The sequence below is a fragment of the Brevundimonas sp. LM2 genome (genome assembly GCF_002002865.1).
In the GTDB taxonomy this organism is placed as follows: domain Bacteria; phylum Pseudomonadota; class Alphaproteobacteria; order Caulobacterales; family Caulobacteraceae; genus Brevundimonas.
Genome location: NZ_CP019508.1, coordinates 2,493,250 through 2,518,897, shown reverse-complemented (window position 1 = coordinate 2,518,897; position 25,648 = coordinate 2,493,250). Strand labels below are relative to the sequence as shown.

The window sequence follows — 25,648 nt, the reverse complement described above, 5'->3', positions numbered from 1 at the left end:
GGCACCCGACAGAAAAAAAGGGGCAGCCCTCGCAGGCTGCCCCTGGTCGTACGACCGGACGGCTTAGCCCTGGGGCAGAAGCACCGTGTCGATGACGTGGATCACGCCATTGGTGCAGTCGATGTCGGCCGCGGTGACCGCAGCGCCGTTGACGGTGACGCCGTCGGTGCCGTCGACGTCGAGGGTCTCGCCGTTGACCGAGGCGGGGCTCAGCGTCTTGCCGGCGATGTCGGCGGCGTGGACTGCGCCGGACAGGACGTGCAGCGTCAGGATGGCCGTCAGCTTGTCCTTGTTCTCGGGCTTGACCAAATCGTCGACCGTGCCGGCCGGCAGCTTGGCGAAAGCGTCGTCTGTGGGCGCGAAGACGGTGAAGGGGCCGGCCCCCTTCAGCGTATCGACCAGGCCGGCGGCCGTGACGGCGGCGACCAGGGTCGTGAAGGAGCCGTTGGCGACGGCGGTATCGACGATGTCGTGAGTTTCGGTAGCCATGAGACGAAGTCCTTGTTGGAAGGACACGGCAGGTGGCGCTTTATTGGCGGCGATCAATAGATCTGCGGCGAAGTGCCAGTCGTGACACTATGACCCATAGCTGTCGATACAAAAATGCGGAGGGATTACAGTAATCCCTCCGCACAAAGACGTTAGCGACAGTAATTAGTTCGGCATGGAGATCGCGTCGGTGACGTGGATCACGCCATTAGACTGCAGCACGTCCGCCTGGGTCACGCGGGCGGTGCCGCCCTTTTCGTCGGTCAGGACGACGGTGGAGCCGTCCAGGCTGGCGGTCAGGGTGCCGCCTTCGACGGTGGTCAGGGCGGCCGAGCCGTTGCCAGCCTCGATCTGGGCGACCAGCTCGGCGGCGGTCACACGACCGGCGACGACGTGATAGGTCAGGATCTTGGTCAGGGTCGCCTTGTTGGCGGGTTCGACCAGAGTCTCGACCGTGCCGGCGGGCAGGGCGGCGAAGGCTTCATCCGTCGGGGCGAAGACGGTGAAGGGGCCGGGGCCCGACAGGGTCTCGACCAGGCCGGCGGCCTTGACGGCGGCGACCAGGGTGGTGTGGATCGGCGAGGCGACGGCGTTCTCGACGATGGTCTTGGTGGCGTACATGGGAGCGCCGCCGACCGTGACGGTGGCCTGAGCCGCGGGAGCCGCAGCCGGGGCGGCCATCGATTGGGCGAAGGAGGCGGGCGCGGCGGCGAGCAGGGCGGCGGCCGAGACGGCGCCGGCGAGGAGGGTGAGCTTCATGGGACGTCTTCCTGAGGCGATCGCATCAAGGCGACCGAGCGTAGAAACGATGAAACCCGCTTTCTGGATGCCCGCCACGGTGTCGCGCGGCATACGGCCACGCCTGGCCTGCCTGTCTCAGAAGGCGACGAGGACCGAGGCCACCAGGGCGTTCCCATAGGCGGAGCCCAGGTCCTCGGCGTCGGTGCCGTGCCAGCGCAGATCAAGATCGGTCGTCTCGGTCACGCCGTAGGCCAGGCCCGCGTTCCACCCCGTGTAGTCCGGCCCATTGTCCTGTTCGCGCCGACCCAGGGTGGTGCTGGCGCGGAGACGGTCGCTGACGGCCCAGCGCAGCCGGGTCTCGACCCAGGTGGTGCTCCGGGTCGAGCCCAGGCCGTCGGGCGAGTGCTCAAGCCGCAGCCGGGCGTCCACGGGTCCGAAGTCCCGGATCACGTCGAACTGATATTCCCAGGCGGCGTCATCCTGGCCTGCGTCGGCCCCCAGCCGCCATTTGTGAGAGACCGAGGTGTCGAACTCCAGCCCCACGGCCGCGAATTGCCAGCCGGCCTCCATCTCGGTCTCGACCCTGGACCCCGAGGCGTCGATCGTCTCGAACTCGGCGTCGGCATAGAAGCCGCTGGCGGCGTTCCACTGCACCTCGCCAAAGACATAGGGCTCGCCGTCGGTCTTGGACGCGCCCTTGGAGCGGTTGTCGGTCCCGGCCCCGGTCTCGAACGACCAGTGCGACGCCTCGTCGGCGCTGTAGCGGGCATTGTCGCGATCCTGAGCCATCGCCTCGACGGGCAGGAAGGTGCCGAGGACGGCGGCGGCGAGCAGGGGGCGGTTCATCCGCCTCGATCTAGGCGACTCCGACCTTCTTGGCGAACTGATCCGTGGCCTGCGCATATTCGTCGCGCAGGCGGGCCACCAGGGCGGCGGCCGGAACCACGTCGTGGACGGCGCCCGCGCCCTGGCCGGCGGACCAGACGGTCTTCCAGGCCTTGGCCTCGTCGCCCATGTCCAGCTTGTGCTCGGGCAGGTGTTTGGGATCGATGCCGTTGGCTTCCAGCGACTTGATCATGAAATTGGCCGGAATGCCCGAGACCGCCGGGGTGTGGACGATGTCGGTCGCGCCGCTGTCGATGATCATGGCCTTGTAGGCGTCGGCGGCCATGGCCTCGGTCGTGTTGATGAAGCGGGTGCCCATATAGGCGAAGTCGGCCCCCAGCATCAGCGCCGCCGCGACGTCCTGACCGGTCGACAGACAGCCGGACAGGATGATGGTGCCCTCGAAGAAGGACCGCACCTCATTTACCAGGGCGAAGGGGTTGATGATGCCCGCGTGGCCGCCGGCGCCGTTGGCCACCAGGATCAGGCCATCGACCCCGCTTTCGGCCGCCTTGCGGGCATGACGGACGTTGGCGATGTCGTGGAAGACCACCCCGCCATAGCCGTGCACCGCCTCGACCACGTCGCGCACGGCCCCGAGCGAGGTGATCACCAGCGGCACCCGGTGCTCGACGGTGACGGCCATGTCGGCCATCAGCCGGGGGTTGGTCGGGTGGACGATGTGGTTGACGCCGAAGGCCGCGGCGTCGGGGTTCAGGCGGGATTTGATCTCGACCAGCCACTCGGCATAGCCCTCGGTGGTGCGGGCGTTCAGAGAGGGGAAGGTGCCGATGACGCCGCTGTTGCAGCATTCGACTACCAGGTCCGGTCCGGAGACCAGAAACATCGGGGCCTCGATGACCGGCAGTTTCAGACCCTTCTGAAGGGACGCGGGAATGGCCATGGCGTTCGCTCCGTCTTGTTTCGCTACGCATAGCGGGCTGTCGCGGCGGAAGGCAAATCGGTCACGCGTGACGGGCGTGGCCGGGCGCGCTAAACCGCGTCCATGACCACCGACACCTCCGGCCTGAGCCAGCTCGGCCACCACACCGTCCAGCCCACCACGCCCGAGACGGCGGTGCTGGAGCGCGTGCCCAATCCGCACCCCGACACCCTGTACCTGGCCCGGTTCACCGCGCCCGAGTTCACCAGCCTGTGCCCCGTGACCGGCCAGCCGGACTTCGCCCATATCGTCATCGACTATGCGCCGGGCGAGTGGCTGGTCGAGTCCAAGTCGCTGAAGATGTACCTGACCGCCTTCCGCAACCACGGGGCCTTCCACGAGGACTGTACCGTGGCCATCGGCAAGCGGATCGCCGACCTGCTGAGCCCGAAATGGCTGCGCATCGGCGGCTACTGGTATCCGCGCGGCGGCATCCCGATCGACGTCTTCTGGCAGACCGGGGCGCCGCCCGAAGGCCTCTGGCTGCCCGACCAGGGCGTGCCGACCTATCGCGGGCGGGGCTGAGGTTCTTGGACCGCTGGCGGAACCGTCCGGCTGAGGATGCGCCGGACGGGCTGATCCTGTTCGATGGCGTCTGCCTGCTGTGTTCGCGGTGGGTGCGGTTCACCATCGATTGGGACCCCGAAATGCGGTTCCGCTTTCTGTCGATCCAGTCCGAGGCGGGACGTCGGTTCGCCGAGGCCATGGGCGTGTCGCCCGATGCGCCCGAGACCAATGTCGTGATCCTGCACGGGCGGGCCTGGTTCAAGTCGGACGCGGCCCTGACCGTTCTGGCCGAGTTGCGCTCGACCCGGCGGCTCGGACTGCTGAAGCGGGTGCCGCGCTGGATGCGCGATCCGGTCTACGACGTGATCGCCCAGAACCGGTATCGGCTGTTTGGACGCAGCGACGTCTGCATGGCACCGTCTCCGGCGGATCGCGCGCGCTTCCTGTCTTGACGAAAGTCCTGGTCATCGGCGGCGGCGGCGTCTTCGGGGCGCATCTGGTCGCGGGGCTCGTCGCCGCCGGTTTCGAGGTGGTGATCGCCGGACGGAGGTTGGAGCGGCTGGCCCCCTTGGCGGCGCGGCTCGGGGAAAGGGTGACCGCCGTGGGGCTGGACACCGCGACGGTGAGCCCCGCGGGTCTGCAGGCCACAGGCGCGGCGATCGTGGTCGATGCCGCCGGGCCGTTCCAGGGCGCAGAGCCCCGGGTGGCGCGCGCGACGATCGCTGCCGGTCTGCACTATGTGGACCTGGCCGATGCCCGCGATTTCGTCGCGGCCTTTCCTGTCCTGGATGAAGACGCGCGCCGGGCGGGCGTGGTCGCCCTGACCGGATGCAGTTCGACGCCCGCCCTGTCCAACGCGGTTCTGGACGACCTGACGCGCGGCTGGACCGAGATCGTCTCGGTCGAGGCCGGAATCTCGCCCGGCGCGCGGGCTCCCCGCGGCCTTTCGGTGATGCAGGCGACCCTGTCCTGGCTGGGTCGACCAGTGCGGGTATTCGAGGACGGAGGGTGGACGGTCCGGCCGGGATGGTCGGGGCTCCATCGAAGGGACATGGGGCGGGGCGGCCGGCGCTGGCTGTCCCTGTCCGAGACGCCGGATCTGGATCTGTTCGTGGAGCGGTTCCGACCACGCCGGAGCGCGCGGTTTCTGGCGGGTTTGCAACCGAGCGTGGCGCATCTGGCGACCTGGATGCTGGGTCGGGTCGTTCGGTTGGGTCTGTTGGACCCAAGGGGCTTTCCCGGCGCGCTCCTGAGCCTCGGCAGGCTGTTCTCCTGGAGCGGCGACGATCGCGGCGCGATGCGGATCAGCGCCTATGGCCGGGATGCGCAGGGGCGGGCGGCGATGGCGAGCTGGCGGCTGGTGGCCGAACCTGGCGAGGGGCCCGTGACGCCGAGCCTGCCCGCCCTGGCGGCGATCAAGGCCATCGCGGCGGGGCGGGTGACGCCCGGGGCCCGCGCCTGCGTCGGCCTCCTGTCGCTCGACGCCCTCGAGACGGAAATCGCCGCGCATCCGATCGCGACGGAGCGGATCACGACGCGCGGCGCGCTGTTCGCCCGCGCGATCGGCGCCGACTTCGACCGGCTGCCCCAGGCCATCCGCGACCTGCACGAGACGCCCGGCGACTCGCTCTGGCGGGGCGAGGCGGACGTCGTGGGCGCGGAGGGGCCGGTGGCCCGCCTGATCGCGCGCCTGTTCGGGTTCCCGGGCACCCGGCAGCGCTGCCCGGTGACGGTGGCGGTGTCCGCCGACGGGGACCGTTCGCTATGGCGGCGGACGATGGGCGATGCGCTGTTCTCGAGCATGCTGGAAAAGCCGCGTCCGGGCGGGCGTGTCACCGAACGGTTCGGTCTGCTCGCCTTCGACCTCATCCTGACGCCGTCGCCGACCGGGCTGCGGTACGACGTCGGCGGCTGGAGGATCGGGCCGATCCGCCTGCCGCCCGCGCTCGCGCCGCGCACGACGACTTCTGAACAGGTCGATGCCGAGGGGCGGTTCGTGTTCGACGTGGATCTCGGCCTGCCGTGGGGCGACCGGCTGGTTCATTATCGCGGCTGGTTGACGCGTGACGCGACGGGCGCGGGGCCCGAACAATGTCCGATGCCTGTCGCTCGAAGGTCCGGTAGGGCGGTCCTTTCGGACCGCCCCCGGTGATCCCAACGGATCACCCCCAGGCGCCGCCACCGGGCTCCGGCGTGAAGGCGAAATCGCCGTCCGTCGACAGGGTCAGGTCGCGCCAGGCGTTCAGCTCGGCCTGGAGGCTGTCGATCTTGCCCTGGACCAGTTTAAGCGCGTCCGAACCGGCGGCCCAGCGGGTCGGCTGTTGCGGTGTGTCGGCCAGGGCGACCAGGGCCCGACCCAGGCGGGCCGGATCACCGGCCTGGTTGCGGCTGCGAGCGTCGTAGAAGGTCTTCAGGGCGGCCGAGGCCTCGGCGTAGTCGGAGATCGCGGTCGTGCCGTGGCGGACCGAGGTCGGCTCCAGGAAGTCGGTGCGGAAGAAGCCGGGCTCGACGACGGTCACCTGGATGCCGAAGGGGGCGACCTCGTGCGCCAGGGATTCGGAGAAGCCCTCGACGGCGAATTTCGAGGCGCAGTACAGGGCCCCGCTGGCCCCGCCGACGATGCCGCCGACGGACGAAAGGTTGAAGATCCGGCCTGCGCGCTGGGCCCGCATGGCGGGCAGGACGGCGCGGGTCACCGCCATCAGGCCGAAGACATTGGTGTCGTACTGGGCCTGGACGTCGGCGGCGGTCGACTCCTCGAAGAGCGACAAATGGCCGTAGCCGGCGTTGTTGACGAGCACGTCGAGGCGGCCGAACCGGGCCAGGGCGGCGTCGACCGCCGGCTGGACAGCGCCTGGGTCCGAGACGTCCAGGGTCACGGACATCACGCGGTCCGAGTCGGGGCCGACGACCTGGACCAGGGCGTCGCGGTTCCGGCCGGCGACGACGACATTGTCGCCGGCCTCGAGGGCGGCCTGGGCGGTGGCGGCGCCGAGTCCGCGAGCCGCGCCGGTGATGAACCAGGTTCTGGGGGTGGGGGTGGTCATGGGAAGGTCTCCTGCGGTGAGGCCTGACCTATGCGCCCGGACCGCGCCGCAGGCGTAGCCGGATAGCGTCAGTCTCTTGCACGATCCCACCATGAAGCCAGATGCGGTTGCATATCGGTCCTGTCGCGGGTTGAGTACGGGGATGGATCTCTTGCACGAATTGGCCGAGAACGTCCGCCGTCACGCGGGCCCGGCCGCCACGACGATCGGCGGGCCGGACGCCATGCTGATCACCGCCGATGCGGTCGCCCCGCCGCAGCAGATCGTCTATGAGCCCATGCTGTGCGTGATCCTGGACGGGGCCAAGCGCACGACCCTGGGCGCGCATACCTTCGACTATCGGGCCGGCGACTGTCTGGTCGTCTCGGCCGATCTGCCGGTCAGCGGACAGGTGCTGGAAGCGCCCTATGCGGCGATTGGGATCGCGCTGGAGCCGGCGATGATCGCCGCCCTGACGCTGGAGGCGGGCGGTGCCGCGCCGGACGACGCGGCCCCGGGGCGGGGCCTGAGGGTCAGCCGGATGGACGCCGGGCTGATCGATGCGGTCGGGCGGCTGATCGCCCTGCTGGACCGGCCAAGTGACGCGCCGGTGCTGGCCCCGATGATCCGGCGGGAGATCGTCTGGCGGCTGCTGGCCGGAGAGCACAGTGCGATGGTGCGCCAGATCGGGGCCAAGGACGGGCGGTTGGGGCGGATCCAGCGGGTCATTGCCCGGCTTCGCGAACACTATGCCGAACCGATCCGGATCGAGGCCCTGGCCGCGCTGGCGGGGATGAGCGAGACCTCGCTGCACCGTCATTTCAAGGCCGTGACCGCGATGAGCCCGCTGCAGTTCCAGAAACAGGTGCGGCTGCAGGAGGCGCGCAACCGGCTGCTGAACGACGGTCGGGACATCGCCGGCGTGGGCTTCGCCGTCGGCTACGACAGCCCCAGCCAATTCAGCCGCGAATACAGCCGTCAGTTCGGCCGGCCGCCCGGGCAGGACCTGAAGCGATTGCGGTCCGAGCCCGTTTCGGCTCCGGTGCTGTGACCGAACTGCCTGAGAGGGTATCGCCGGTGCACCGGCCGGAGCCGGAGCCTAGGGCAGGATCGTCGTCAAGGCCGTGACGTCGGGGCGCTCGCGTTCCAGCACCGGCTCCACGGCCGTGCCGATGTGGATGAAGCCGGCCACCCGCTCGCCGTCGCGGACCCCGAACAGGGCGCAGGCCTCGGCGTCGTAGCTGTACCAGTCGGTAATCCAGCTGGAGGCGAACCCCAGCGCGGCCGCCGCGTGCTCCAGGTTCATGCAGACGGCCCCGGCGGACAGTTCCTGCTCCCACACCGGCTTGGAGGCCGGCGCGGCGGTCGAGATCACCAGGACGCTCGTCGGGGCGGCGGTCAGCTTGGCCAGGATGGCGACGGCCTTGGCGGGCAGGCCCTTCTGGACGGCCATGGCCGCGAGCTGTTCGGCGATTCCGGCGCGGCTCTGGCGGCCCAGGACGACGAAACGCCAGGGCGTCAGCTTGCCGTGGTCGGGCGTGCGGGCGGCCAGGGTCAGCAGGGTCTGGATCTCGCCCGCGTCGGGCCCGGGGTCGACCAGGGCCTGGGCCGGGGCCGAGCGGCGGGTGGCCAGGCGCGCCAGCATGTCGGGCGAGCGGATGGGAGTCGGCAGGGGCGCGCCGAGGGCGACGGGCGAGGGCAGGGTCATACGCCATAGCTAGGCGAGGCCAGGCTTTCGCGCCATAGCTGGGGAATGAGCGAGCGCGACCCCTTCGGCGATCCACGCCCTGTCCCCGCCTGGGCCGAGGGCCTGCCCGCGCCGGTGCCCTGGCAGGACCTGGGGCACCGGGTGGTTCACCAGACCGCCTGGATGAAGGTGACCGAGCACGAGGCCGTCGCCCCCACGGGCCGTGAAGCCCGCTATGGCGTGCTGCGATTCCAGAACGTGGCCACCGGGGTGCTGCCGGTGCATACGGACGGGACCGTGACCCTGGTCGGCCAGTCGCGCTTCGCCCGGGGCAACTATTCGTGGGAGATGCCGGAGGGGGGCGCGCCGTTCGACGAGGATCCCCTGGTCGGGGCCATGCGCGAACTGGCCGAGGAGGCCGGGCTGAAGGCCGGATCCTGGAAGCGGGCCCTGGCGATCGAGGTGTCGAACTCCATCACCGACGAGATCGGTCTAACCTGGATCGCCTGGGATCTCAGCCCGGTGCCGGTCGATCCGGACCCGACCGAAGCGATCGCGGTGGTGCGTGTGCCCTTCACCCAGCTGCTGGCCGAGATTGAGCGCGGGGCGGTGCTGGATTCCTTCACGGTGGCGACGGCCTATCGGGCCTACCATATGGCGCGAGAAGGCCTTCTGCCCGGCTGGCTGGCGCATGCCATGCTGACCCGGGTATAATGGAGCGCATGGAGCCGGTGATGCACAAGCTGGAAGTGGTGGCGTCCAAGGACGGCGTGTGGAGCCAGCTGCGCGCCTCGGCCGAGGCGGCGGCGCGCAGCGAGCCGCACCTGGGCTCGCTGATGAACGCGACCATCCTGTCTCACATCGACCTGTCGAACGCCCTCAGCTTTCAGATCGCGCGCAAGATCGGCGACGCCGAACTGGCGCCCATGAGCGTGCGCGAGGTGTGCGCCTTCGCCTACTGGTCCGATCCGGCCATCGTCGCGGCGGCCGAGGCCGACCTGCAGGCCGTGGCCGAGCGCGATCCAGCGATCAAGTCGCTGCTGCAGCCGTTCCTGTACTTCAAAGGCTATCAGGCGCTGCAGGCGTCGCGGGTGGCGCACTGGCTGTGGAAACAGGGGCGCGAGACCCTGGCTTTCCATTTCCAGAGCCGGATCTCCGAATTGTTCCAGATCGACATCCATCCCGGCGCGCGGATGGGGGCGGGGCTGTTCCTTGACCACGGCACGGGCATCGTCATCGGCGAGACGGCGGTGGTCGGCGATGAGGTCTCCATGCTGCACGGCGTCACCCTGGGCGGGACCGGGGCCGAGCGCGGCGACCGCCATCCCAAGATCGGCAAGGGCGTCCTGCTGGGCGCCGGGGCCAAGGTGCTGGGCAATATCGTGGTCGGGGACTACGCCAAGGTGGCGTCCGGCTCGGTGGTGCTGAAGCCCGTGCCCGCCGGCTGCACGGTGGCGGGCGTTCCGGCACGACTGGTCAACTGCCCGACCGACGCGGCCCCGGCCCGGACCATGGATCACACCCTGGCCGACATCGTTTATGACTTCGTGATCTGACGGCCGGGGTTTCCTTCGCGAGGCCGCTTCTCTAGGGTCCGCCGTCCATTCCAGACCCCCGAGGCCCGCCATGAACGACGCTGACATGAAGCGTATCGAAGCCCACCTGAAGCGCACCTTCAACACCGGTGGCATCATCGTGAAGGCCCGCGCCAAGGTGAACGACTCGGCCGAGGTCTATGTCGGCGACGAATTCATCGGCGTCGTCTTCGAAGACGAGGACGAGGACGGCAGCTTCATGTTCGAGATGGCCATCCTGGCCGAGGACCTGCCGGCCGACTGATCGTCTCAAATGTCGAAGACATGAAAACGCCGGACGGTTCGCACCGTCCGGCGTTTTGCGTTTCAGGCCGGGATCAGCGCTTGCCGAAGATCGCGTCGGCCAGGGTGTCGAAGAAGCCCTTCTTCTTTTCCGGCGCCTTGGAGGCCGCAGCGGTGGTCGCGGCGGCGGGCTTGGCGGCCGGGGCGGGGGCCGGCTTCGGCGCGGCCGCCGGGGCGGGGCTCGGGGCCGCGACGGGTTCGGCAGCCTTCACGGCGGGGGCCTCGGCCTTCGTCACAGCCGGTTTGGCCTCGGCCGGCTTGGCGGCGACCGGCTTCGGCGCCGGCTTGGGGGCAGAGGTCTTGGGTGGCGCGGCCGGAGCCTTGACGGCGGGCTTGGCCGCGGCCTTGGTAGCAGGGGCCGTGACCTTGGTCGCCTTGGCCGCCGGGGCCTTTGCGGGCACCTTCGCTGTCGTGGCGCTGGTGGCCTTGGCGGCGGGTGCCTTGGCCACGGTCTTGACGGTCGTCTTAGGCGCGGGGGCCTTGGTAGCGGCGGTCTTCACCGAGGCCGGCTTGGCGGCCGCGGCCTTGGCCGTTTCAGCGGTGTTCGCAACGGTGACGGTCTTCGCGACGCTCGACTTCGCCGCCGGTTTAGGCTTGGAAGCGGCGGACGCTTTCGGCGACGCAGTAGACGGTGACTTGGCCATGTATTCCCCGACCCCTCGGTTTGAACAATCGCGTCAGGAACAGAAGCGCCCCGACGCCTGTCTGGTGGTAGCGATTCGCAATGATACCGGCGTTTGAGCAGCATGTCCTATAATCCCGTCCAAGTCATAGCCCACGGGCCCCGCCAGGCTGCCGAGTCCGCCGCGGCCGACATCGACACCGACGTCATGCTGGAAGGCGCGACCTATTCCATCCTGGAAGAGGACGAGGATCGCGACGTCTGGCGCATCGACGCCTTCCCGACCTCGCAGGACGAGGCCGACCGGCTGGTCGCGCGCCTGGCCGAACACCCGGCCGTCACGGTCAAGGTCGAGGCCCTGGCCGACGCCGACTGGCTGGCCATGTCGCTGTCGGGCCTGCCCCCGGTGCGGGCCGGGCGGTTCTTCGTCTATGGCGCGCACGACCAGGGACGGGTGCCGCCGAACGCCGTCAATCTGAAGATCGACGCCGGCGCCGCCTTCGGCACCGGGCACCACGGCACCACCGTCGGCTGTCTGGTGGCCTATGACGAGCTGCTGAAGCGCGAACGGTTCGAGAAGGTCTTGGACGTCGGCTGCGGCACCGGCGTCCTGGCCATCGCGGCGGCGCGGACGGGGGCGGCCCTGGCGGTGGGCACCGACATCGACGCCCCCTCGGTGCGGATCGCCAACGAGAACGCCAAGCTGAACCAGGCCCATGCCAGGTTCGTCCACGCCTCGGGCCTGAACGACGTCAAGGTGCGGGCCGGGGCCCCCTATGACCTGGTGTTCGCCAACATCCTCGCCCCGCCGCTGGTGGCCCTGTCGCAGGACATCAAGATGAGCCTGCGGATCGGTGGGGTGGCCATCCTGTCCGGTTTGCTGCGGACCCAGGAGCGCCGGGTCTCGGCCGCCTATCTGTCGCGCGGCTTCCGGCTGGAGCGGCGGATCCACCGCGACGCCTGGAGCGCCCTCGTGCTCAGGCGGATGGGCTGACGGAACAACACCCAAGCGGGGCCGTTCCGCTGGCTCAATGGAGGGATTTCCCGTGAGCCAGTACGACCCGAACCAGCCCGAGCGCATCGTCGTCGCCGAGCCCGTCTATACCGAGACCGTCGTGGTCCGCCGCGAATCCAACACCGGCTGGTGGATCGCGGGGGCCCTGGCCGCCATCGTCCTGATCGCCGTGTTCTGGATCCTGAGCAACCGCGGCGGCGACCAGGCCACCGAGGCGCAGCTGGCCCAGGCCCAGGCCGACGCCATCGCGGCCCAGGCCGATGCCGACCGCGCCGTGCTGCAGAGCCAGATCACCGGGGCCCAGCAAAGCGTGGACATGGCCCGCATGGACGCCGCCCGCGCCCAGGCCGAGGCCGTGCGCGCCACCACCGAGGCGCGCGCCGAGACCGCCCGCGCCGCCAGCCAGCCGCCGGTCGTGATCGAGCGTCAGGTGGTGGTCCCGACCCCGGCGCCGTCGGCCGCCCCGACGTCGCCTGCCGTCGCCACCGTGACGACGACGACGCCCCAACCCTAGGTGACAAGTCTCCCTCCCCATGACGGGGAGGGAGATGCTATGCGGCGTTCATGCGCCAGACCTTCGACGAAACCACCGATCCGTCCTTCGGGGCGAAACATCTTCCTCTCGTCCGCGCCGCGATGGCGGAGCAGGGGCTGGACGGTTTCCTGGTCCCGCACGAGGACGAGCATCAGAACGAGTATCTGCCGGCCGCCAATGATCGGCTGGGCTGGCTGACCGGCTTCACGGGCTCCGCGGGCGCGGGGGTCGTGCTGACGGACCGGGCGGCCGTGTTCGCCGACGGGCGCTATACGGTTCAGGTCCGGGCGCAGGTTGACGCCGGGCAGTTCGAGATCCTGGATCTCGTCGACGGCGGCGTTCCCGCCTATCTGGAGCGGCTGCCGCGCGGGGCCGTGATCGGCTACGATGCCCGCCTGCACAGCCCCGACGCCCTGGCGACCTTGAAGACGGCGGCGGCGAAGGCCGGGGCGTCGCTCAGGCCCGTCGACCGCAACCCCGTGGACACCGCCTGGGGCGAGGCCCGCCCGGCCCAGCCCGCCGCGCCGGTGGTCGCGCACGAGGACCGCTATGCCGGCGAAAGCAGCGCCGCCAAGCGCGCGCGGATCGGCGAGGCGATCGCCAGGGCGGGGGCGGAGGCCTGTCTCCTGACCGCCCCGTCATCCATCGCCTGGCTGTTCAATGTTCGAGGCGGCGACGTGATCCGCTCGCCCCTGCCTCTGGCCCAGGCCATCGTCGCCGCCAACGGCACGGCCATGCTGTTCCTCGACCCGGCCAAGGTCACCAACGCCCTGCCGGCCTGGCTGGGCGACGACGTCACCCTGATGTCTCCCGACGAGCTGCCGCAGGCCCTCGAGGGCATGAAGGGCGTGCGCGTCCTGGTCGATCCGGCCCAGTCCTCGGCCTGGTATTTCGACCGTCTGGCGCTGGTCGGGGCGACGGTGGTCCGCGGCATGGATCCCTGCGCCCTGCCGCGCGCGGCCAAGAACCCGGTCGAGATCGAGGGCAGCCGCCAGGCCCACATCCGCGACGGGGCGGCTCTGGTGCGGTTCCTGCACTGGGTCGACACCGTGGCCCAGGTCGAGTTGCCGGACGAACGCCAGGTGGTCGAGGCGCTGGAGCGGTTCCGCGAGGCGACCGGCGCGCTGCAGGACCTGAGCTTCGACACCATTGCAGGCGTAGGACCCAACGCCGCCCTGCCGCACTACAAGCCCGTCACGCGCACGATCCGGCGGATGAAGCCGGGCTCCCTGCTACTGGTCGACGGTGGCGGCCAGTATCTGGACGGCACCACGGACGTGACCCGGACGATGGCCATCGGCGAGCCCTCGGCCGATCAGCGGCGCATGTTCACCCTGGTGCTGAAGGGCCATATCGCCATGGCCACGGTGCGCTTCCCGGCCGGGACCACGGGGCACCAGCTGGACGCCCTGGCGCGGCTGCCGATGTGGATGGCGGGGCTGGACTACGACCACGGCACCGGCCACGGCGTCGGATCGTATCTGGGCGTGCACGAAGGGCCGCAGCGGATCGCCAAACTGGTCAACACCCAGCCGCTGCTGACCGGCATGATCCTGTCGAACGAGCCCGGCTACTACCGCGAGGGCCACTGGGGCATCCGCATCGAGACCCTGCAGGTGGTCACGCCGCCGGAGGATGTCCCGGGCGGGGAGCGACCGATGCACGGCTTCGAACAGCTGACCTTCGCGCCGCTGGACCGGCGGCTGATCGACGTCGATCTGCTCACGCCGGGCGAGCGGGCCTATGTCGATGCCTATCACGCGGAGACCCTGGCCAAGGTAGGCCCGCTTTTGGATGACGAGGTGCGGTCCTGGCTGGAGGGGCAGTGCTCCCCGCTTTAAGCTCTGCGGCGTTTGTGGTAGGGGCTGCTCTCCCATGCTCAATATCAAGAACCCCATCGCGCATGAGTTGGCAGTGGAGGTCGCAGCAGCGACGGGCGAGAGCCTGACCGACGCTGTCATCGTCGCGTTGAGGGAGCGGCGTGATCGCCTGAAGGCCAATCCCCGCGGGATCGACATCGACAAGGTCGAGGCCATTCTGGCCGAGATGCGCGCGGCCCTGCCGAAAGAGTTCTTCGAGGAGGAAGACCCCAGCGCGTTTCTCTACGACCCGGAGACGGGTCTGCCGGCGTGATCGTGGACACGTCGGCGATCGTGGCGATCATTCGGAACGAGCCAGAAAAGGATCTGTTCTCCGGTCGGCTGGTCGGCGCTCGATCCGCCGGAGAAGCGACACGGATCTCGGCGGCGACCCTGGTCGAGCTGACCACCGTGGTGGATCGTTACAAGGAAGCAAGGGCCTCTCGTCTTCTCGACGCTCTCCTCGCGGAGCTGCGGCTCGAAGTGGTTCCGGTCGATGGCGCGCTTGCAGTGGTCGCCCGTGCCGCGAACCTCAAATTCGGAAAGGGCTTTCATCCCGCCCGCCTGAACCTCGGTGACTGCTTCGCCTATGCGCTCGCCAAACAGACTGGCGAGCGCCTGCTGTTCAAGGGCAGCGACTTTGCACAGACGGACATCGTTTCGGCCGTCTGACCTTGCGAATACGCCGCGCGACACCGACCTGAGCCGTTCCGCAATCCTAGGAGCATGCCCCATGAAGACCCGTCGTCTCGGACCGAACGGTCCCGAAGTCTCGGCCGTGGGGCTGGGCTGTATGGGGATGAGCGCCTTCTACGGCGCGCCCTCCGACGAGGCCACAGCCACGACGGTGCTGCACCGGGCGCTGGAGCTGGGCGTCACCCTGTTCGACACGGCCGAGATGTACGGTCCCTATACGAATGAGGAACTGCTGGGCCGCGCCTTCGCCGGGAAGCGGGACCGGCTGTTCCTCGCGACCAAGTTCGGCATCGGCTACAATGCCGACCGCACGGCCCTGACCGTCGACGGCAGCCCGGCCAATGTCCGGCGCGCCATCGAGGGCAGTCTGAAACGGCTGAACACCGACCATATCGACCTGTATTACCTCCACCGGGTCGATCCCGACACGCCGATCGAGGACACGGTCGGGGCGATGGCCGAGCTGGTGACCGAGGGCAAGGTCCGTTTCCTGGGCCTGTCCGAGGCGGCCCCCGAGACCTTGCGCAAGGCGCATGCGACCCATTCGATCACGGCGCTGCAGACCGAATACTCCCTGTGGTCGCGCGAGCCCGAGCAGGGAATCTTGGCCACCTGCGAAGAGCTCGGCATCGGCTTCGTGCCCTACAGCCCGCTCGGCCGCGGCTTCCTGTCGGGCGATATCAAGTCGATCGACGATCTGGAGGAAGGCGATTTCCGCCGGTCCAACCCGCGCTTCATGGGCGAGAATTTCCAGAAGAACATCGACCTGGTGACCGCCGTGACCGAGATCGCCACCGACAAGGGCGTGACCGCCGCGCAGCTGGCCCTGGCCTGGGTGCTGGCGCAAGGGGAGCATCTGGTGCCCATCCCCGGCACGCGCCGGGTCAAGACGCTGGAGGACAATGTCGCCTCGGCCGAGGTGGTGCTGACGCCGGAAGACCTGGCCCGGATCGAGGCGGTCTTCCCCAAGGACGCCGCCGCCGGCGAACGTTACGCCCCCGCCGGGCGGGCCGCGCTGAACCGCTAGGTCCGCGCGGCCGCCGGTAGGCTGGCGGACGCGGACTCCTCTCCATCGCGATCTGGCTCGCGATGGAGAGGCACCGGCGCGTGGGATCAGAACGTCGCGGTCAGGCTGACCTGGAACACCCGACCGGTCTCGAGATAGCCGCCGTTCCGGTCGTTGGAGATGTAGGTCTTGGACTCCCCGACCGTGGTCCAATAGGTCTCGGCGTCCAGCAGGTTCCGCACCGAGAACCCCATCTCCATGACCGGCGTCAGCGCATAGGCGACGCCGAGGTTCAGTTGGCTGAGCGGCTGAACATAGATGTCGGGCTGGCTGTCCTGGATGGCGGCCAGACGCTTGTCGGTGAAGTTGTACCATAGGTTGGCGCGCAGCCGACCCAGATCGTAGAACAGCTCGGCGTTGTAGATCAGGTCCGGGGCCTGGGGCAGGGCGCCGGTGCGGGTCGTGGTCCCGACGCGGTAGTCGGCCTCGGTCTCCTGGAGCGTGACGTTGCCGCCGATGCCGAAGCCCGACAGCCAGCCACCGTCCAGCCGCGAGGCCAGGCTGTAGCGCCCCGAGATCTCGATCCCCGTCGCGCTGCCGGTCAGGCCGTTCTCCGGCCGGCTGTAGACGATGCCGCCGACGGTCTGCTGACGGGTGGTGCTGGTGACCAGCAGGTTCTCCAGGTCCTTGCGATAGACCGCCGCCTGGAAGACCGTGCCGTCCCGGCCGTAGTATTCGAGACCCAGATCGTAGTTCCAGGACTCGACCGGTGCGAGGTCCGGATTGGGCTGGGAGATGGCGATGATCTCACTGGTGCCCGGGTCGCGGCTGATGCTGGTCGGACCGGCCAGCTGGTCGAACGACGGCCGGGTGTAGCTGGACCGCGCCGCGCCACGCACGACCAGAGTTTCGCTGGGCCGCCAGACCGCGAGCAGGGTCGGGTCCAGATGGTCGTAGTCCCGGTCGGCCGAGATGAAGCGGGCTCCGTCGGCGTCGTTAAGGTAGAAGCGGGCCTCGAAATGGTTCTGCTCGTACCGCAGTCCCGGGATGACCTCGAGCGCTCCGAGCTTCAGCGTCGCGGTCGCATAGGCCGCCGACCGGCTTTCCTGACCGTCGGTGAGGTTGCGGTTGACCGCGGCGGCCGAGGGGGTCTGGGGGGCGACGTACTGGGCGATCTGGGCCTCGATGAAGTCGCGGTCGACCAAGATCATCGGGCGGGCGATGGAGGTGCCCATGAACTGGTTCAGGCGCGTGCCGGGCACCTGGGCATAGGTGGGTCCGACCACCACCGCGCCGTTGTACAGGCTGCCGCCCTGGGTCGGCGTGCGGAAGCTGAAGGTCCGGTCGTCGCCCCGCAGCAGGCTGCCGTCGCGGGTCGAGTCCTCATGGAGACCCCCCACGGCGGCGCTGGTGACCAGGTCCGTGCCGACCCAAGTCAGATCGCCCTTCACGGTCGACTTGGCCTCTGACAGGTACTCATAGCCCTCGACGATATAGCGCTGGGGCTGGTTGTTCAGGTCCAGGGCATAGGCGGTGGCTCCGGCCGAGAGGACCGGCCGCGGGGCACGCGGGTCGGACAGATCCAGCACAAGACCTTCACGGGCCGCGCCCGTATTTCCGGGCGTGCCGATATAGGAGATCGCCCGCCACGCCGCCTCGATGCGACGTGGAGAATCGAAGCGGCCGTCGGCATAGGCCGCTTCCAGCGAGGCGGTCAGGTCGCCGAACCGATACTTGCCGCCGATCTGGGCCGAGAACAGCTCCTGCTCGACGTCCTCGGTGCGGAAATAGTTGGCCGGGTTGATGCCGTAGGGCGTGTAGTCGCCGGCGGCGTTGTAGGCTCCGCCACCAGGGTTCGGATTGGTCTGCACCACCACCGGCGTGACGCCGGCGATCGAGCTGGTCAGCTCGTTGCGCAGCCCCGACTGGTTCATATTGTTGGTGTTGTTGTAGACGGCGTAGTTGATGCGCGCGAACAACTCCATCGCCGCCGTCCGGTAGTCCAGCGCCGTGGTCACGCCGTAACGCTCGATCCGCGAGTTGAAGAAATTCCACTGCAGACCCACGCCCGAGAGATTGTCCCCATTGGCGCGGGCGGTGCCGACGTTGGCGCGGCTGGTGCGGTAGTCGCTCTGCACGGCGACGGACTCGGCCGCGCTGTCGCGCTGCTCGAAATAGGCGGCGCCATAGAAGCCGAACTGGTTCTGGTCGCCGAAGCGGCGGGCCAGGTCGGCGCCGATCGCGCCGCCGAACGCGTCCTGATCGCGGTCATGAGCCAATTCGGCGAACTGGCCGAGGCTGCGGACCCGGGTCAGGGGACCGGTGAAGTCGAAGGCGCTCGGGGTGGCCAGGTCGATCACGCCGGCGATGGCGTCGGCGTCCTTGGTGGCCCCCGGGGTCTTGTCCAGATTGATGCCGGCGACGGCAAACGGCGAGAACAGGTTCAGCGAGATCGAGCGCCCGCCCGAGGTCTGGGGCAGGCGCAGGCCGTCCAGGGTGTAGGCGTTATAGGCCGTGTCGAAGCCGCGGATGGTGGCGTACTGCGCCTCGCCCGTGGCGGTCTGGTTGCGCCCCATGTCGAAGCTGACGGAGACGCCGGGCAGGCGCCGGGCCAGGTCGGCGATATTGGTCTGGCTGTTCAGGGCGATGTCGCCGGTCGGGACGATGTCGATCACCCCCGGGTCCAGCCGCTCCTCGACGATCGTATCCACGACGCGATCGCCGGTCACCACGACGTCGTCGACCTGGGCCGCGTCCGCCGTCGTCCGCTGCTGGGCCTGGGCCGCAAAGGCGAAGCCGGCGAGCGCCAGGCCCGAGGTCGCGCCGAGAAGCGCCCGCGCGAAACTCGCGCCGGTGGCTGTGTTCGATTTCATGATGGTCCCCGTATCCCTACAGAGCCGGTCCCCCCGGCCTGGCAGGGGATTAGGAGGACGGGATGTCGCACCCGTGATGGGTATTTGAACGCCGCGTGAAATCGCCGTTTTTGGGCCGGTCTGACGCGGGTGGTTTCAAAGCGCGGCTTTCCTGCGACAGGGGCCTGCGGGTGCCGGCACGCCCCGCGACAGGATCCGTGCCGGCGGTCCGCGCTGACCGGTCAGGTCAGCGCGGTGAGTTGGACAGGGTTCAGCGCACGCGGGTCCAGGTCTGGTTGCGGCACAGGGGGGCCACGACGCAGCCGCGCAGCCTGAGGGTGTTGGCGTCGGTCAGGGTGATGGTCCCGCGATAGGTGCGGCCGTCCTCGGGATTATAGACCTGACCGCCGCGCCATTCGCTCGGCCCGCCGGTGAAACCGCTGAGCAGCTGGACGTTGCGGATGGTGCGGGTGCGCAGGGCGCGATTGGAGTTGTTCTCGTCCAGCAGGCCCGGGTTCGTCCGGATGTTGTTCGAGGTCACCAGGGTGCCGCACAGGGCCTGGCCGCATCGGGCGATGCGGACCTGGCCGCCGTTGGTAGGGGTCTGCCACAGGCCGGTCGGGTCGGCGGTCTGGGCCATGGCGGGGGCGGCGAGGGCGGTGACCGCGAGGGCGGCGAAGGCGAGGCGACGGATCATGAGGGGTACTCCAGGGACAGTATCGTCAGGTTGAACGCCGATCGGGCGCTTTTCGTGGCATCGGTCATCCGCCGATGAGAGCCAGCCAGTCGTCCTCGGTCAGGACGGCGACGCCATGTTTTTCGGCCTCGGCCAGCTTGGACCCGGCCCCGGGGCCGGCGACCAGATAGTCGGTCTTCTTCGACACCGAGCCGGACACCTTGGCCCCCAGGCTCTCGGCCCGGGCCTTGGCCTCGTCGCGGGTGAACCGCTCCAGGGCCCCGGTGAAGACCACGGTCTTGCCGGTGACGGCGGTGTCGGACTTGGGCCGCTCGGCGTCCTGGACCGTGGTCAGTTCGGCCAGCAGGGCGGCGACGACCGTCTGGTTGTGCGGTTCGTGGAAGAAGTCGGCGATGGCGCGGGCGGCGACGGGGCCGACCCCGCTGATCCCCGCGATCTCGCCCAGGGTCATCGACGGTCCGTCCTCGCGCGCGACGCGGGCCAGTTCGATGATGCCGGCCCAGTCGGTCGCCAGCGGCACCAGGGCGCGGCGGGCGGGGGCGGCGATGCCGGGGAAGGCGAGCGCCAGCTTCTGATCGATCGGGGCCTCGGGCCAGGGATCGGCGGGCGACAGGGCGGCGGCCGCCATGACCGACAGGGTGCGGGGCGAGACGCCCTGACCCTCTGCCAGGCGGGTCCATTCGGGTGAGGGAATGCCCGACGCCGCTTCCATGGCCGCGTTGTGGAAGCTGGACCAATCGCCGAAATGGCGGGCCAGCAGCAGGGAGGTCTGGTCGCCGATGTCGCGGATGCCCAGACCGAAGATCAGCCGCTCCAGGCTGATGACCCGGCGCGCGTCGATGCCCGCGACCAGGTTGCGCACGCTGGTCTCGCCATAGCCGTCCTCGGCGCGCAGGGCGTCCAGCTTTTCGGTGTCCCGGGCCAGACGGAAGATGTCGGCCGGCTCGTGGATCCAGCCCCACTCGTGGAAGGCGGTCAGCTGTTTCTCGCCCAGCCCCTCGATGTCGAAGGCGCGGCGCGAGACGAAATGCTTCAGCCGCTCGATCAGCTGGGCGCTGCAGATCAGCCCCCCGGTGCAGCGCCGCCGCACGTCGTCGCCCTCGCGCACCGCCTCGGAGCCGCAGACCGGGCAGTGGGTGGGGAAGACGTAAGGCAGGGCGTCGGCGGGGCGCTTGTCCAGCACCACGGAGACGATCTGGGGGATGACGTCGCCGGCCCGCTGCAGCACCACGGTGTCGCCGATGCGGACGTCCTTGCGGGCGATCTCGTCCTCGTTGTGCAGGGTGGCGTTGCGCACGACCACGCCGCCGACCGTGACCGGATGCAGCCGGGCCACAGGAGTGAGGGAGCCGGTGCGGCCGACCTGGATGTCGATGCCCTCCAGCACCGTGGTCGCCTGCTGGGCCGGGAATTTGTGGGCGATGGCCCAGCGCGGGCTGCGCGAGACGAAGCCGAGGCGGGTCTGCCAGTCCAGCCGGTCGACCTTGTAGACCACGCCGTCGATGTCATAGCCAAGGCCGGCGCGGTCGGTCTCCAGCCCGCGATACAGTTCGATCAGGGCCTCGGCCCCCTCGACGCGGGTCGAGCGCGGATTGACCGGAAAGCCCCAGCGTTCGAACGCTTTCAAGGCGTCTGCCTGCGTCTCGGCGAAAGCTTCCGACGTCTCGCCCCAGGCATAGGCGAAGAAGCGCAAGGGGCGGCCCGCCGTCACGGTCGGATCGATCTGGCGCAGCGACCCGGCGGCGAAATTGCGCGGATTGGCATAGGTACGGCGGCCTTCCGCCTCGGCCTTGGCGTTGAAGGTGGCGAAGGCGTCGTTGGGGGCATAGACCTCGCCGCGCACCTCGATCCGGGCGGGCCAGCCGGTGCCCTTCAGCCGGTGCGGGATGTCGGCGAGGGTCTTCAGATTGGCGGTGATGTCCTCGCCCGCCCGTCCGTCGCCCCGCGTCGCGCCCTGGACCAGAATGCCGTTTTCATAGCGCAGGTTGGCAGACAGACCGTCGATCTTGGGTTCGGCGGTGAAGGCGACCGGTTCGTCGGCGGGCAGGGCCAGGAAGCGGCGGATGCGGGTCACGAAATCGCTGACATCCGTCTCGTGAAAGGCATTGTCCAGCGACAGCATCGGCACGCCGTGCCGCACCTCCGTGAACTGGGCCGAGACCGGGGCCCCGACCTTCAGCGACGGGGAGTCCGGGCGGACCAGCGCCGGGAAGCGCGTCTCGATGGCCAGGTTGCGGACCTTCAACGCGTCGTAGTCGGCGTCGGAGACCGTCGGCGCGGCCTCGGCATAGGCGGCGTCGTGGGCGGCCATCTCGGCGGCCAGGCGCGCCAGTTCGGCCTCGGCTTGGGCTTCGGTCAGGGTGTCGACGGGGAGAACGGCCATGGGGCCGGTTTAGCATCGCCGGCCCCGGTCGCCAGCCCGTGCTGATGACAGGAAGTTAATCTGACGCCGGACGACCGTCCGTCTATGCCGATCCGGACCCACCGGAGCCGCCCGCATGATCCGCCTATCCCGCGCCCTCATTCTGACCGCCGTCGCCCTGACGCTGGCGAGTTGTGAAACGGTCGAGAACGCGGCGCCGCAGACGCCGGTCGCGGCTGTGAGCCATGATCAACTGTTGGCCGATGTCCGCATCCTGTCGGCGGACGACATGGAGGGGCGCGACACCGGCGCCGCCGGGGGCGAGCGGGCGCGGGCCTATATCGTGTCTCGGCTGGAGGCGCTGGGCATCGCCGCCCCGCCGGTCGGCCGGCTGCAGCCCTGGACGCTGGAGGGCCGCACGCGCCAGGGGCCCAAGACCTACAACGGCATCAACATCCTGGGCCTGGTCGAGGGCACCCGGGTGCCGGACCGCTACATCGTCGTCACCGCCCACTACGACCACGTCGGCATCAGCGAGGGCCAGATCTACAACGGGGCCGACGACAACGCCTCGGGCGTGGCGACGATGCTGGAGATCGCCACGCGGCTGAAGGCCGCCCCGCCCGAGCACAGCGTCATCTTCGTGGCCTTCGACGGCGAGGAGCACGGCCTGCTGGGGGCCAAGCATTTCGTCCAGGCCCCGCCGGTGCCGCTGTCGTCCATCGCCCTGAACCTGAACTTCGACATGACCGCCCGGGCCGAGACCGACGGCAAGCTGTGGGTCACCGGCACCTACCAGAACCCGACGCTGCGCCCGATGCTGGAGCCCATCCCGGCCAATGGGGCGGTGTCCCTGGCCTTCGGCAAGGACACGCCGCAGGACACGGGCGAGAACAACTGGGTCGAGGCGTCGGACCAGGGCCCCTTCTTCCGCGCGGGCGTGCCCTTCCTGTATCTGGGCGTGGACTACCACCCCGACTATCACCGGCCGTCCGACGATTTCGAGCGGATCACGCCGGCGGTCTTCATCAGCGCGACCGAACTGGCGGCGTCGGCGTTCCGGTCGCTGGATCGGTCGCTGGACCGCTGATCGCGGGCGATTTTCAGTCGCAAACATAGGCCTTGCACGGAGCGTCGGTTAAGCGCTCTCGTCCCCTCTCACGAGGGCGACGAGCCATGACCGCGACGACGACGAACGCGTTCGATCTTCAACGAATCCAGAAGATCCGCAAATGGGCCCTGGGCCTGGCCCTGCTGGTGGCGGTGGCCCTGGCCTTCGTCTCGGCCTCGCCCTGGATCAAACAGCCTTTCTCGGAAGGCGTTGAATCGTTCGGCCTGGGCGCCATCATCATCAGCATCGTCGGACGCGCCTGGTGCTCGCTCTACATCGGGGGGCGCAAGAAGGCCGAGGTGGTGGCGATGGGGCCGTATTCGATCAGTCGAAACCCCCTGTACGTCTTCAGCTATTTCGGGGCGTTCGGGGTCGGGGCGCAAACCGGCAGCGTGACCATGGGCCTGCTGTTCGTGCTGATCGCCGTGGCGGTGTTCCATTTCACCATCCAGCGGGAGGAGGCCTGGCTGACCGCCGAGTTCGGGCCGACCTATACGGCCTATACGGCGCGCACGCCCCGCTGCGGCCCGGACCTGTCCAAATGGCGCGACGAGGCCGAGTTGACGGTCAAGCCGCAGTTCTTCCTCGTCACCCTGCGCGACGGGCTGGTGTTCCTGCTGGCGGTGCCGATCTTCGAGAGCATCGACTGGGCCTAGGCCGTGGGTTGGCTTCCGGTCTGGATCCACCTGCCCTGACATTCGCGTGTCGCTGGACGGCCCCGGCCGGGCATGATCCTGTCGGACCGGTAAGCGGGGGGAATGCATGCGGCATCTGATCTGGATAAGCGCGGCCGCTCTGACGCTCGCGGGCTGCGATCGCCCGCCTGCCGGCGCGCCGCGGGAGGGTGCCGATGCGCCGGCTGCGCGCGACGCGGCCTTCACCCACAGCCAGACCGGCGACCTTTCGGGATATTACGTCCCCGGGGAGCGCATCGGCCCCGCGGACTTTCAGCTGGTGAATCTGTTCGTGGGGCAGGAGCCGGAGTTCCAGGCCTGGGAGGCCGACCGACGCAGCGCGACTTTCGCCCCGGTCATGATGGATTTTCGGGTGGGCGGGGAGATCGAACGGGTTCTGCCCGACAGCTATGCGATCAGCGACGACCGCATCCGCATGACCGGCACCAGCCGGGGCGGTGCCCGCATCCGCCTCGACGGACGGCTGGATCAGGGCGCGCTGGCGAATGCGCGGCGCAACCTGGGGGAGGGGGAGGCACCGGCCCTGACGGCCGCCGTCACGATCGACGGCCGCACCTTCAGCGGGGTGATGTTGGCCTGGTCCGGCGGGGATTAGAGAAAGACCTTCCCCCGCGCTTGCGGGGGAAAGCGGCCCGGCGCTGGCGCAGCCAGCCAGGGCCGATGGGGGAAGTCTGGTCTTTGCAGACGGAAGATCAGTTCCCCCATCCGTCCTGTTCTCGCTGCGCTCGAAGACGGACGGCTTTCCCCCGTGAAGCACGGGGGAAGGGCTTCGCCTTTAGTTGACCGTCGCCTTGACGATCTTGCCCGGGTTGCGGGGCGGCTCGCCCTTGGGCAGGGCGTCGACGTGGTCCATGCCCTCGATCACCTCGCCCCAGACGGTGTACTGGCCGTCCAGGAAGCCGGCGTCGTCGAAGCAGATGAAGAACTGGCTGTTGGCCGTGTCCGGTTGGTTGGTGCGGGCCATCGAGCAGACGCCGCGCACGTGGGGCTCTTTCGAGAACTCGGCCTTCAGGTTCGGCTTCTTGGAGCCCGAGGTGCCGGTGCCGGTGGGGTCGCCGCCCTGGGCCATGAAGCCCGGGATCACGCGGTGGAAGACCACGCCGTCGTAGAAGCCTTCGCCGGCCAGTTCGGTGATGCGGGCCACGTGGCCGGGGGCCAGGTCGGGGCGCAGCTTGATGACGACGTCGCCGGTTTCGAGGGTGAGGGTCAGGGTCTGGTCGGCCATCGGGCGCTCCAAGGGGTGGGGGAAGGGACGGGGGTCATAGCCCCTGAGGGCCGTGGGCGCTATGTGGGGGCGATGACCGACGATGAAAAGCCCCCGATCTCGCCCGCATTCGCTCCCGCAGAGCCGGAACGCCGGCGCATGGTCAAGCCCCCGACCGGGGGCACGGCCCAGGGCCGGGGCATGGGCACCCAGATCAAGACCGCCGACAAGAAGTCGATGTCCTCGATCCAGTGGATCAAGCGCCAGCTGGCCGATCCCTGGTCCGAACGCGCCCGCGCCGAGGGCTGGCGTAGCCGGGCCGCCTTCAAGTTCAGCGAGATCGACGACCGGTTCCACCTGGTCAAGAAGGGCTCGCGGGTTATCGACCTGGGGGCCGCGCCGGGCGGCTGGGTCCAGGTCTGCGTCAATCGCGGGGCGCAGGCGGTGGTCGGCGTCGACCTGCTGCCGATCGAGCCCATCCCCGGATCGATCCTGGTCCAGGCCGACTTCACCGACCCCGGCGTCGATCAGCAGCTGCTGGACCTGCTCGGCGGGGCCCCGGACCTGGTGCTGTCGGACATGGCGCACAACACCGTCGGCCACCGCCAGACCGACCACCTGAAGATCATCGCCCTGATCGAGATCGCCTCGGACTTCGCCATCCGCACGCTAAGGCCCGGCGGGCATTTCGTGACCAAGAATTTCCAGGGCGGCGACGCCGGCCGCGTCCTGGCCGAGCTCCGCGCCGCCTTCGAGGAGGTCAAATACGTCAAGCCCGCCGCCAGCCGGAAGGGCTCGTCGGAGGTCTATCTGGTGGCGCTGAACAAGCGATGAGGTGA

At 69.3% G+C, this 25,648-nt stretch carries 29 protein-coding genes; 18 read left to right on the top strand and 11 right to left on the bottom strand.

Features of this window, described 5'->3' with window-relative positions:
* Positions 1-63 precede the first annotated feature (63 nt).
* The 4 genes from BZG35_RS12470 to BZG35_RS12455 all read right to left on the bottom strand — a co-directional run bounded on the left by BZG35_RS12470 (position 64) and on the right by BZG35_RS12455 (position 3,019).
* A complete protein-coding gene (locus BZG35_RS12470) occupies positions 64-489 on the bottom strand; it encodes a fasciclin domain-containing protein (RefSeq protein WP_077355948.1) in 426 nt (141 codons plus the stop codon).
* Between the two features lie 165 nt (positions 490-654).
* The gene (locus BZG35_RS12465; protein WP_077355947.1) at positions 655-1,248 is read right to left on the bottom strand and encodes a fasciclin domain-containing protein; all 594 of its coding nucleotides are present in this window, start codon (positions 1,246-1,248) and stop codon (positions 655-657) included.
* A gap of 117 nt (positions 1,249-1,365) precedes the next feature.
* Positions 1,366-2,076 (bottom strand): TorF family putative porin, encoded by a 711-nt coding sequence (locus tag BZG35_RS12460; protein WP_077355946.1) that lies wholly within the window; start codon positions 2,074-2,076, stop codon positions 1,366-1,368.
* A gap of 10 nt (positions 2,077-2,086) precedes the next feature.
* Positions 2,087-3,019, bottom strand: a complete 933-nt coding sequence (locus BZG35_RS12455) for a nitronate monooxygenase family protein (RefSeq protein ID WP_077355945.1) — start codon at positions 3,017-3,019, stop codon at positions 2,087-2,089.
* A gap of 102 nt (positions 3,020-3,121) precedes the next feature.
* Between BZG35_RS12455 and queF the strand changes: the two genes are divergently transcribed.
* From queF to BZG35_RS12440, 3 genes are read left to right on the top strand one after another with little or no spacing between them, the layout of a single operon-like run.
* On the top strand, positions 3,122-3,583 hold the full coding sequence (queF, locus tag BZG35_RS12450) for a preQ(1) synthase (protein WP_077355944.1): 462 nt from the start codon (positions 3,122-3,124) through the stop codon (positions 3,581-3,583).
* Between the two features lie 5 nt (positions 3,584-3,588).
* Positions 3,589-4,017, top strand: coding sequence for a thiol-disulfide oxidoreductase DCC family protein (locus tag BZG35_RS12445; protein ID WP_077355943.1), 429 nt, complete (start codon positions 3,589-3,591; stop codon positions 4,015-4,017).
* Positions 4,014-5,717 (top strand): SDR family oxidoreductase, encoded by a 1,704-nt coding sequence (locus BZG35_RS12440; RefSeq protein ID WP_216351851.1) that lies wholly within the window; start codon positions 4,014-4,016, stop codon positions 5,715-5,717. Before BZG35_RS12445 ends, BZG35_RS12440 begins: the two co-directional genes overlap by 4 nt.
* Before the next feature lie 10 nt (positions 5,718-5,727).
* Here BZG35_RS12440 and BZG35_RS12435 read toward each other — a convergent pair whose 3' ends face one another.
* Entirely contained in the window at positions 5,728-6,612 is an 885-nt protein-coding gene (locus BZG35_RS12435) for an oxidoreductase (protein WP_077355942.1), read from the bottom strand.
* A 142-nt stretch (positions 6,613-6,754) separates the two neighbouring features.
* Between BZG35_RS12435 and BZG35_RS12430 the strand changes: the two genes are divergently transcribed.
* On the top strand, positions 6,755-7,642 hold the full coding sequence (locus tag BZG35_RS12430) for an AraC family transcriptional regulator (protein WP_077355941.1): 888 nt from the start codon (positions 6,755-6,757) through the stop codon (positions 7,640-7,642).
* A gap of 48 nt (positions 7,643-7,690) precedes the next feature.
* On the opposite strand, the gene BZG35_RS12425 is transcribed toward BZG35_RS12430, so the two are convergent.
* On the bottom strand, positions 7,691-8,299 hold the full coding sequence (locus BZG35_RS12425; protein ID WP_077355940.1) for a nitroreductase: 609 nt from the start codon (positions 8,297-8,299) through the stop codon (positions 7,691-7,693).
* 45 nt (positions 8,300-8,344) lie between these two features.
* Between BZG35_RS12425 and BZG35_RS12420 the strand changes: the two genes are divergently transcribed.
* The 3 genes from BZG35_RS12420 (at position 8,345) to BZG35_RS12410 (ending at position 10,117) form a co-directional block, all read left to right on the top strand.
* Entirely contained in the window at positions 8,345-8,992 is a 648-nt protein-coding gene (locus BZG35_RS12420; RefSeq protein WP_077355939.1) for an NUDIX hydrolase, read from the top strand.
* 20 nt (positions 8,993-9,012) lie between these two features.
* Complete coding sequence (gene cysE, locus BZG35_RS12415; protein ID WP_077358106.1) at positions 9,013-9,834, top strand: serine O-acetyltransferase; 822 nt, start codon at positions 9,013-9,015, stop codon at positions 9,832-9,834.
* Positions 9,835-9,904: 70 nt separating this feature from the next.
* Complete coding sequence (locus BZG35_RS12410) at positions 9,905-10,117, top strand: DUF3126 family protein (RefSeq protein ID WP_077355938.1); 213 nt, start codon at positions 9,905-9,907, stop codon at positions 10,115-10,117.
* A 73-nt stretch (positions 10,118-10,190) separates the two neighbouring features.
* On the opposite strand, the gene BZG35_RS12405 is transcribed toward BZG35_RS12410, so the two are convergent.
* A complete protein-coding gene (locus BZG35_RS12405) occupies positions 10,191-10,655 on the bottom strand; it encodes a hypothetical protein (RefSeq protein WP_150126026.1) in 465 nt (154 codons plus the stop codon).
* Between the two features lie 10 nt (positions 10,656-10,665).
* On the opposite strand from BZG35_RS12405, the gene BZG35_RS17690 reads away from it, so the two are divergent.
* From BZG35_RS17690 to BZG35_RS12370, 7 genes are all read left to right on the top strand, one after another.
* Positions 10,666-10,896 (top strand): hypothetical protein, encoded by a 231-nt coding sequence (locus BZG35_RS17690; RefSeq protein ID WP_150126025.1) that lies wholly within the window; start codon positions 10,666-10,668, stop codon positions 10,894-10,896.
* A gap of 5 nt (positions 10,897-10,901) precedes the next feature.
* On the top strand, positions 10,902-11,771 hold the full coding sequence (locus BZG35_RS12395; RefSeq protein ID WP_077355935.1) for a 50S ribosomal protein L11 methyltransferase: 870 nt from the start codon (positions 10,902-10,904) through the stop codon (positions 11,769-11,771).
* 52 nt (positions 11,772-11,823) lie between these two features.
* Positions 11,824-12,306 (top strand): hypothetical protein, encoded by a 483-nt coding sequence (locus tag BZG35_RS17685; RefSeq protein WP_150126024.1) that lies wholly within the window; start codon positions 11,824-11,826, stop codon positions 12,304-12,306.
* 50 nt (positions 12,307-12,356) lie between these two features.
* Positions 12,357-14,168: an aminopeptidase P family protein gene (locus tag BZG35_RS12385; RefSeq protein WP_077355933.1), complete on the top strand. Its 1,812-nt coding sequence runs from the start codon at positions 12,357-12,359 to the stop codon at positions 14,166-14,168.
* Between the two features lie 34 nt (positions 14,169-14,202).
* Positions 14,203-14,460 (top strand): type II toxin-antitoxin system VapB family antitoxin, encoded by a 258-nt coding sequence (locus BZG35_RS12380; RefSeq protein WP_077355932.1) that lies wholly within the window; start codon positions 14,203-14,205, stop codon positions 14,458-14,460.
* Complete coding sequence (locus BZG35_RS12375; protein ID WP_077355931.1) at positions 14,457-14,858, top strand: type II toxin-antitoxin system VapC family toxin; 402 nt, start codon at positions 14,457-14,459, stop codon at positions 14,856-14,858. The genes BZG35_RS12380 and BZG35_RS12375 overlap by 4 nt, the downstream gene beginning before the upstream one ends.
* Before the next feature lie 61 nt (positions 14,859-14,919).
* The gene (locus BZG35_RS12370; protein ID WP_077355930.1) at positions 14,920-15,909 is read left to right on the top strand and encodes an aldo/keto reductase; all 990 of its coding nucleotides are present in this window, start codon (positions 14,920-14,922) and stop codon (positions 15,907-15,909) included.
* 86 nt (positions 15,910-15,995) lie between these two features.
* On the opposite strand, the gene BZG35_RS12365 is transcribed toward BZG35_RS12370, so the two are convergent.
* From BZG35_RS12365 to ligA, 3 genes are all read right to left on the bottom strand, one after another.
* Positions 15,996-18,761 (bottom strand): TonB-dependent receptor, encoded by a 2,766-nt coding sequence (locus BZG35_RS12365; protein WP_077355929.1) that lies wholly within the window; start codon positions 18,759-18,761, stop codon positions 15,996-15,998.
* 250 nt (positions 18,762-19,011) lie between these two features.
* Positions 19,012-19,437 carry a DUF2147 domain-containing protein gene (locus BZG35_RS12360; protein ID WP_077355928.1) on the bottom strand — a complete coding sequence of 142 codons (426 nt, stop codon included), beginning with the start codon at positions 19,435-19,437 and terminating at the stop codon, positions 19,012-19,014.
* 64 nt (positions 19,438-19,501) lie between these two features.
* Positions 19,502-21,820 carry an NAD-dependent DNA ligase LigA gene (gene ligA / locus BZG35_RS12355; protein WP_077355927.1) on the bottom strand — a complete coding sequence of 773 codons (2,319 nt, stop codon included), beginning with the start codon at positions 21,818-21,820 and terminating at the stop codon, positions 19,502-19,504.
* A gap of 115 nt (positions 21,821-21,935) precedes the next feature.
* On the opposite strand from ligA, the gene BZG35_RS12350 reads away from it, so the two are divergent.
* The 3 genes from BZG35_RS12350 to BZG35_RS12340 all read left to right on the top strand — a co-directional run bounded on the left by BZG35_RS12350 (position 21,936) and on the right by BZG35_RS12340 (position 24,200).
* Positions 21,936-22,889, top strand: coding sequence for a M20/M25/M40 family metallo-hydrolase (locus tag BZG35_RS12350; RefSeq protein WP_077355926.1), 954 nt, complete (start codon positions 21,936-21,938; stop codon positions 22,887-22,889).
* Between the two features lie 86 nt (positions 22,890-22,975).
* The gene (locus BZG35_RS12345) at positions 22,976-23,566 is read left to right on the top strand and encodes an isoprenylcysteine carboxylmethyltransferase family protein (protein ID WP_077355925.1); all 591 of its coding nucleotides are present in this window, start codon (positions 22,976-22,978) and stop codon (positions 23,564-23,566) included.
* Between the two features lie 106 nt (positions 23,567-23,672).
* The gene (locus tag BZG35_RS12340) at positions 23,673-24,200 is read left to right on the top strand and encodes a hypothetical protein (protein WP_077355924.1); all 528 of its coding nucleotides are present in this window, start codon (positions 23,673-23,675) and stop codon (positions 24,198-24,200) included.
* A gap of 180 nt (positions 24,201-24,380) precedes the next feature.
* On the opposite strand, the gene BZG35_RS12335 is transcribed toward BZG35_RS12340, so the two are convergent.
* Positions 24,381-24,830, bottom strand: coding sequence for a peptidylprolyl isomerase (locus tag BZG35_RS12335; protein WP_077355923.1), 450 nt, complete (start codon positions 24,828-24,830; stop codon positions 24,381-24,383).
* 72 nt (positions 24,831-24,902) lie between these two features.
* Between BZG35_RS12335 and BZG35_RS12330 the strand changes: the two genes are divergently transcribed.
* The gene (locus BZG35_RS12330) at positions 24,903-25,643 is read left to right on the top strand and encodes an RlmE family RNA methyltransferase (RefSeq protein WP_077355922.1); all 741 of its coding nucleotides are present in this window, start codon (positions 24,903-24,905) and stop codon (positions 25,641-25,643) included.
* Positions 25,644-25,648: the final 5 nt, after the last annotated feature.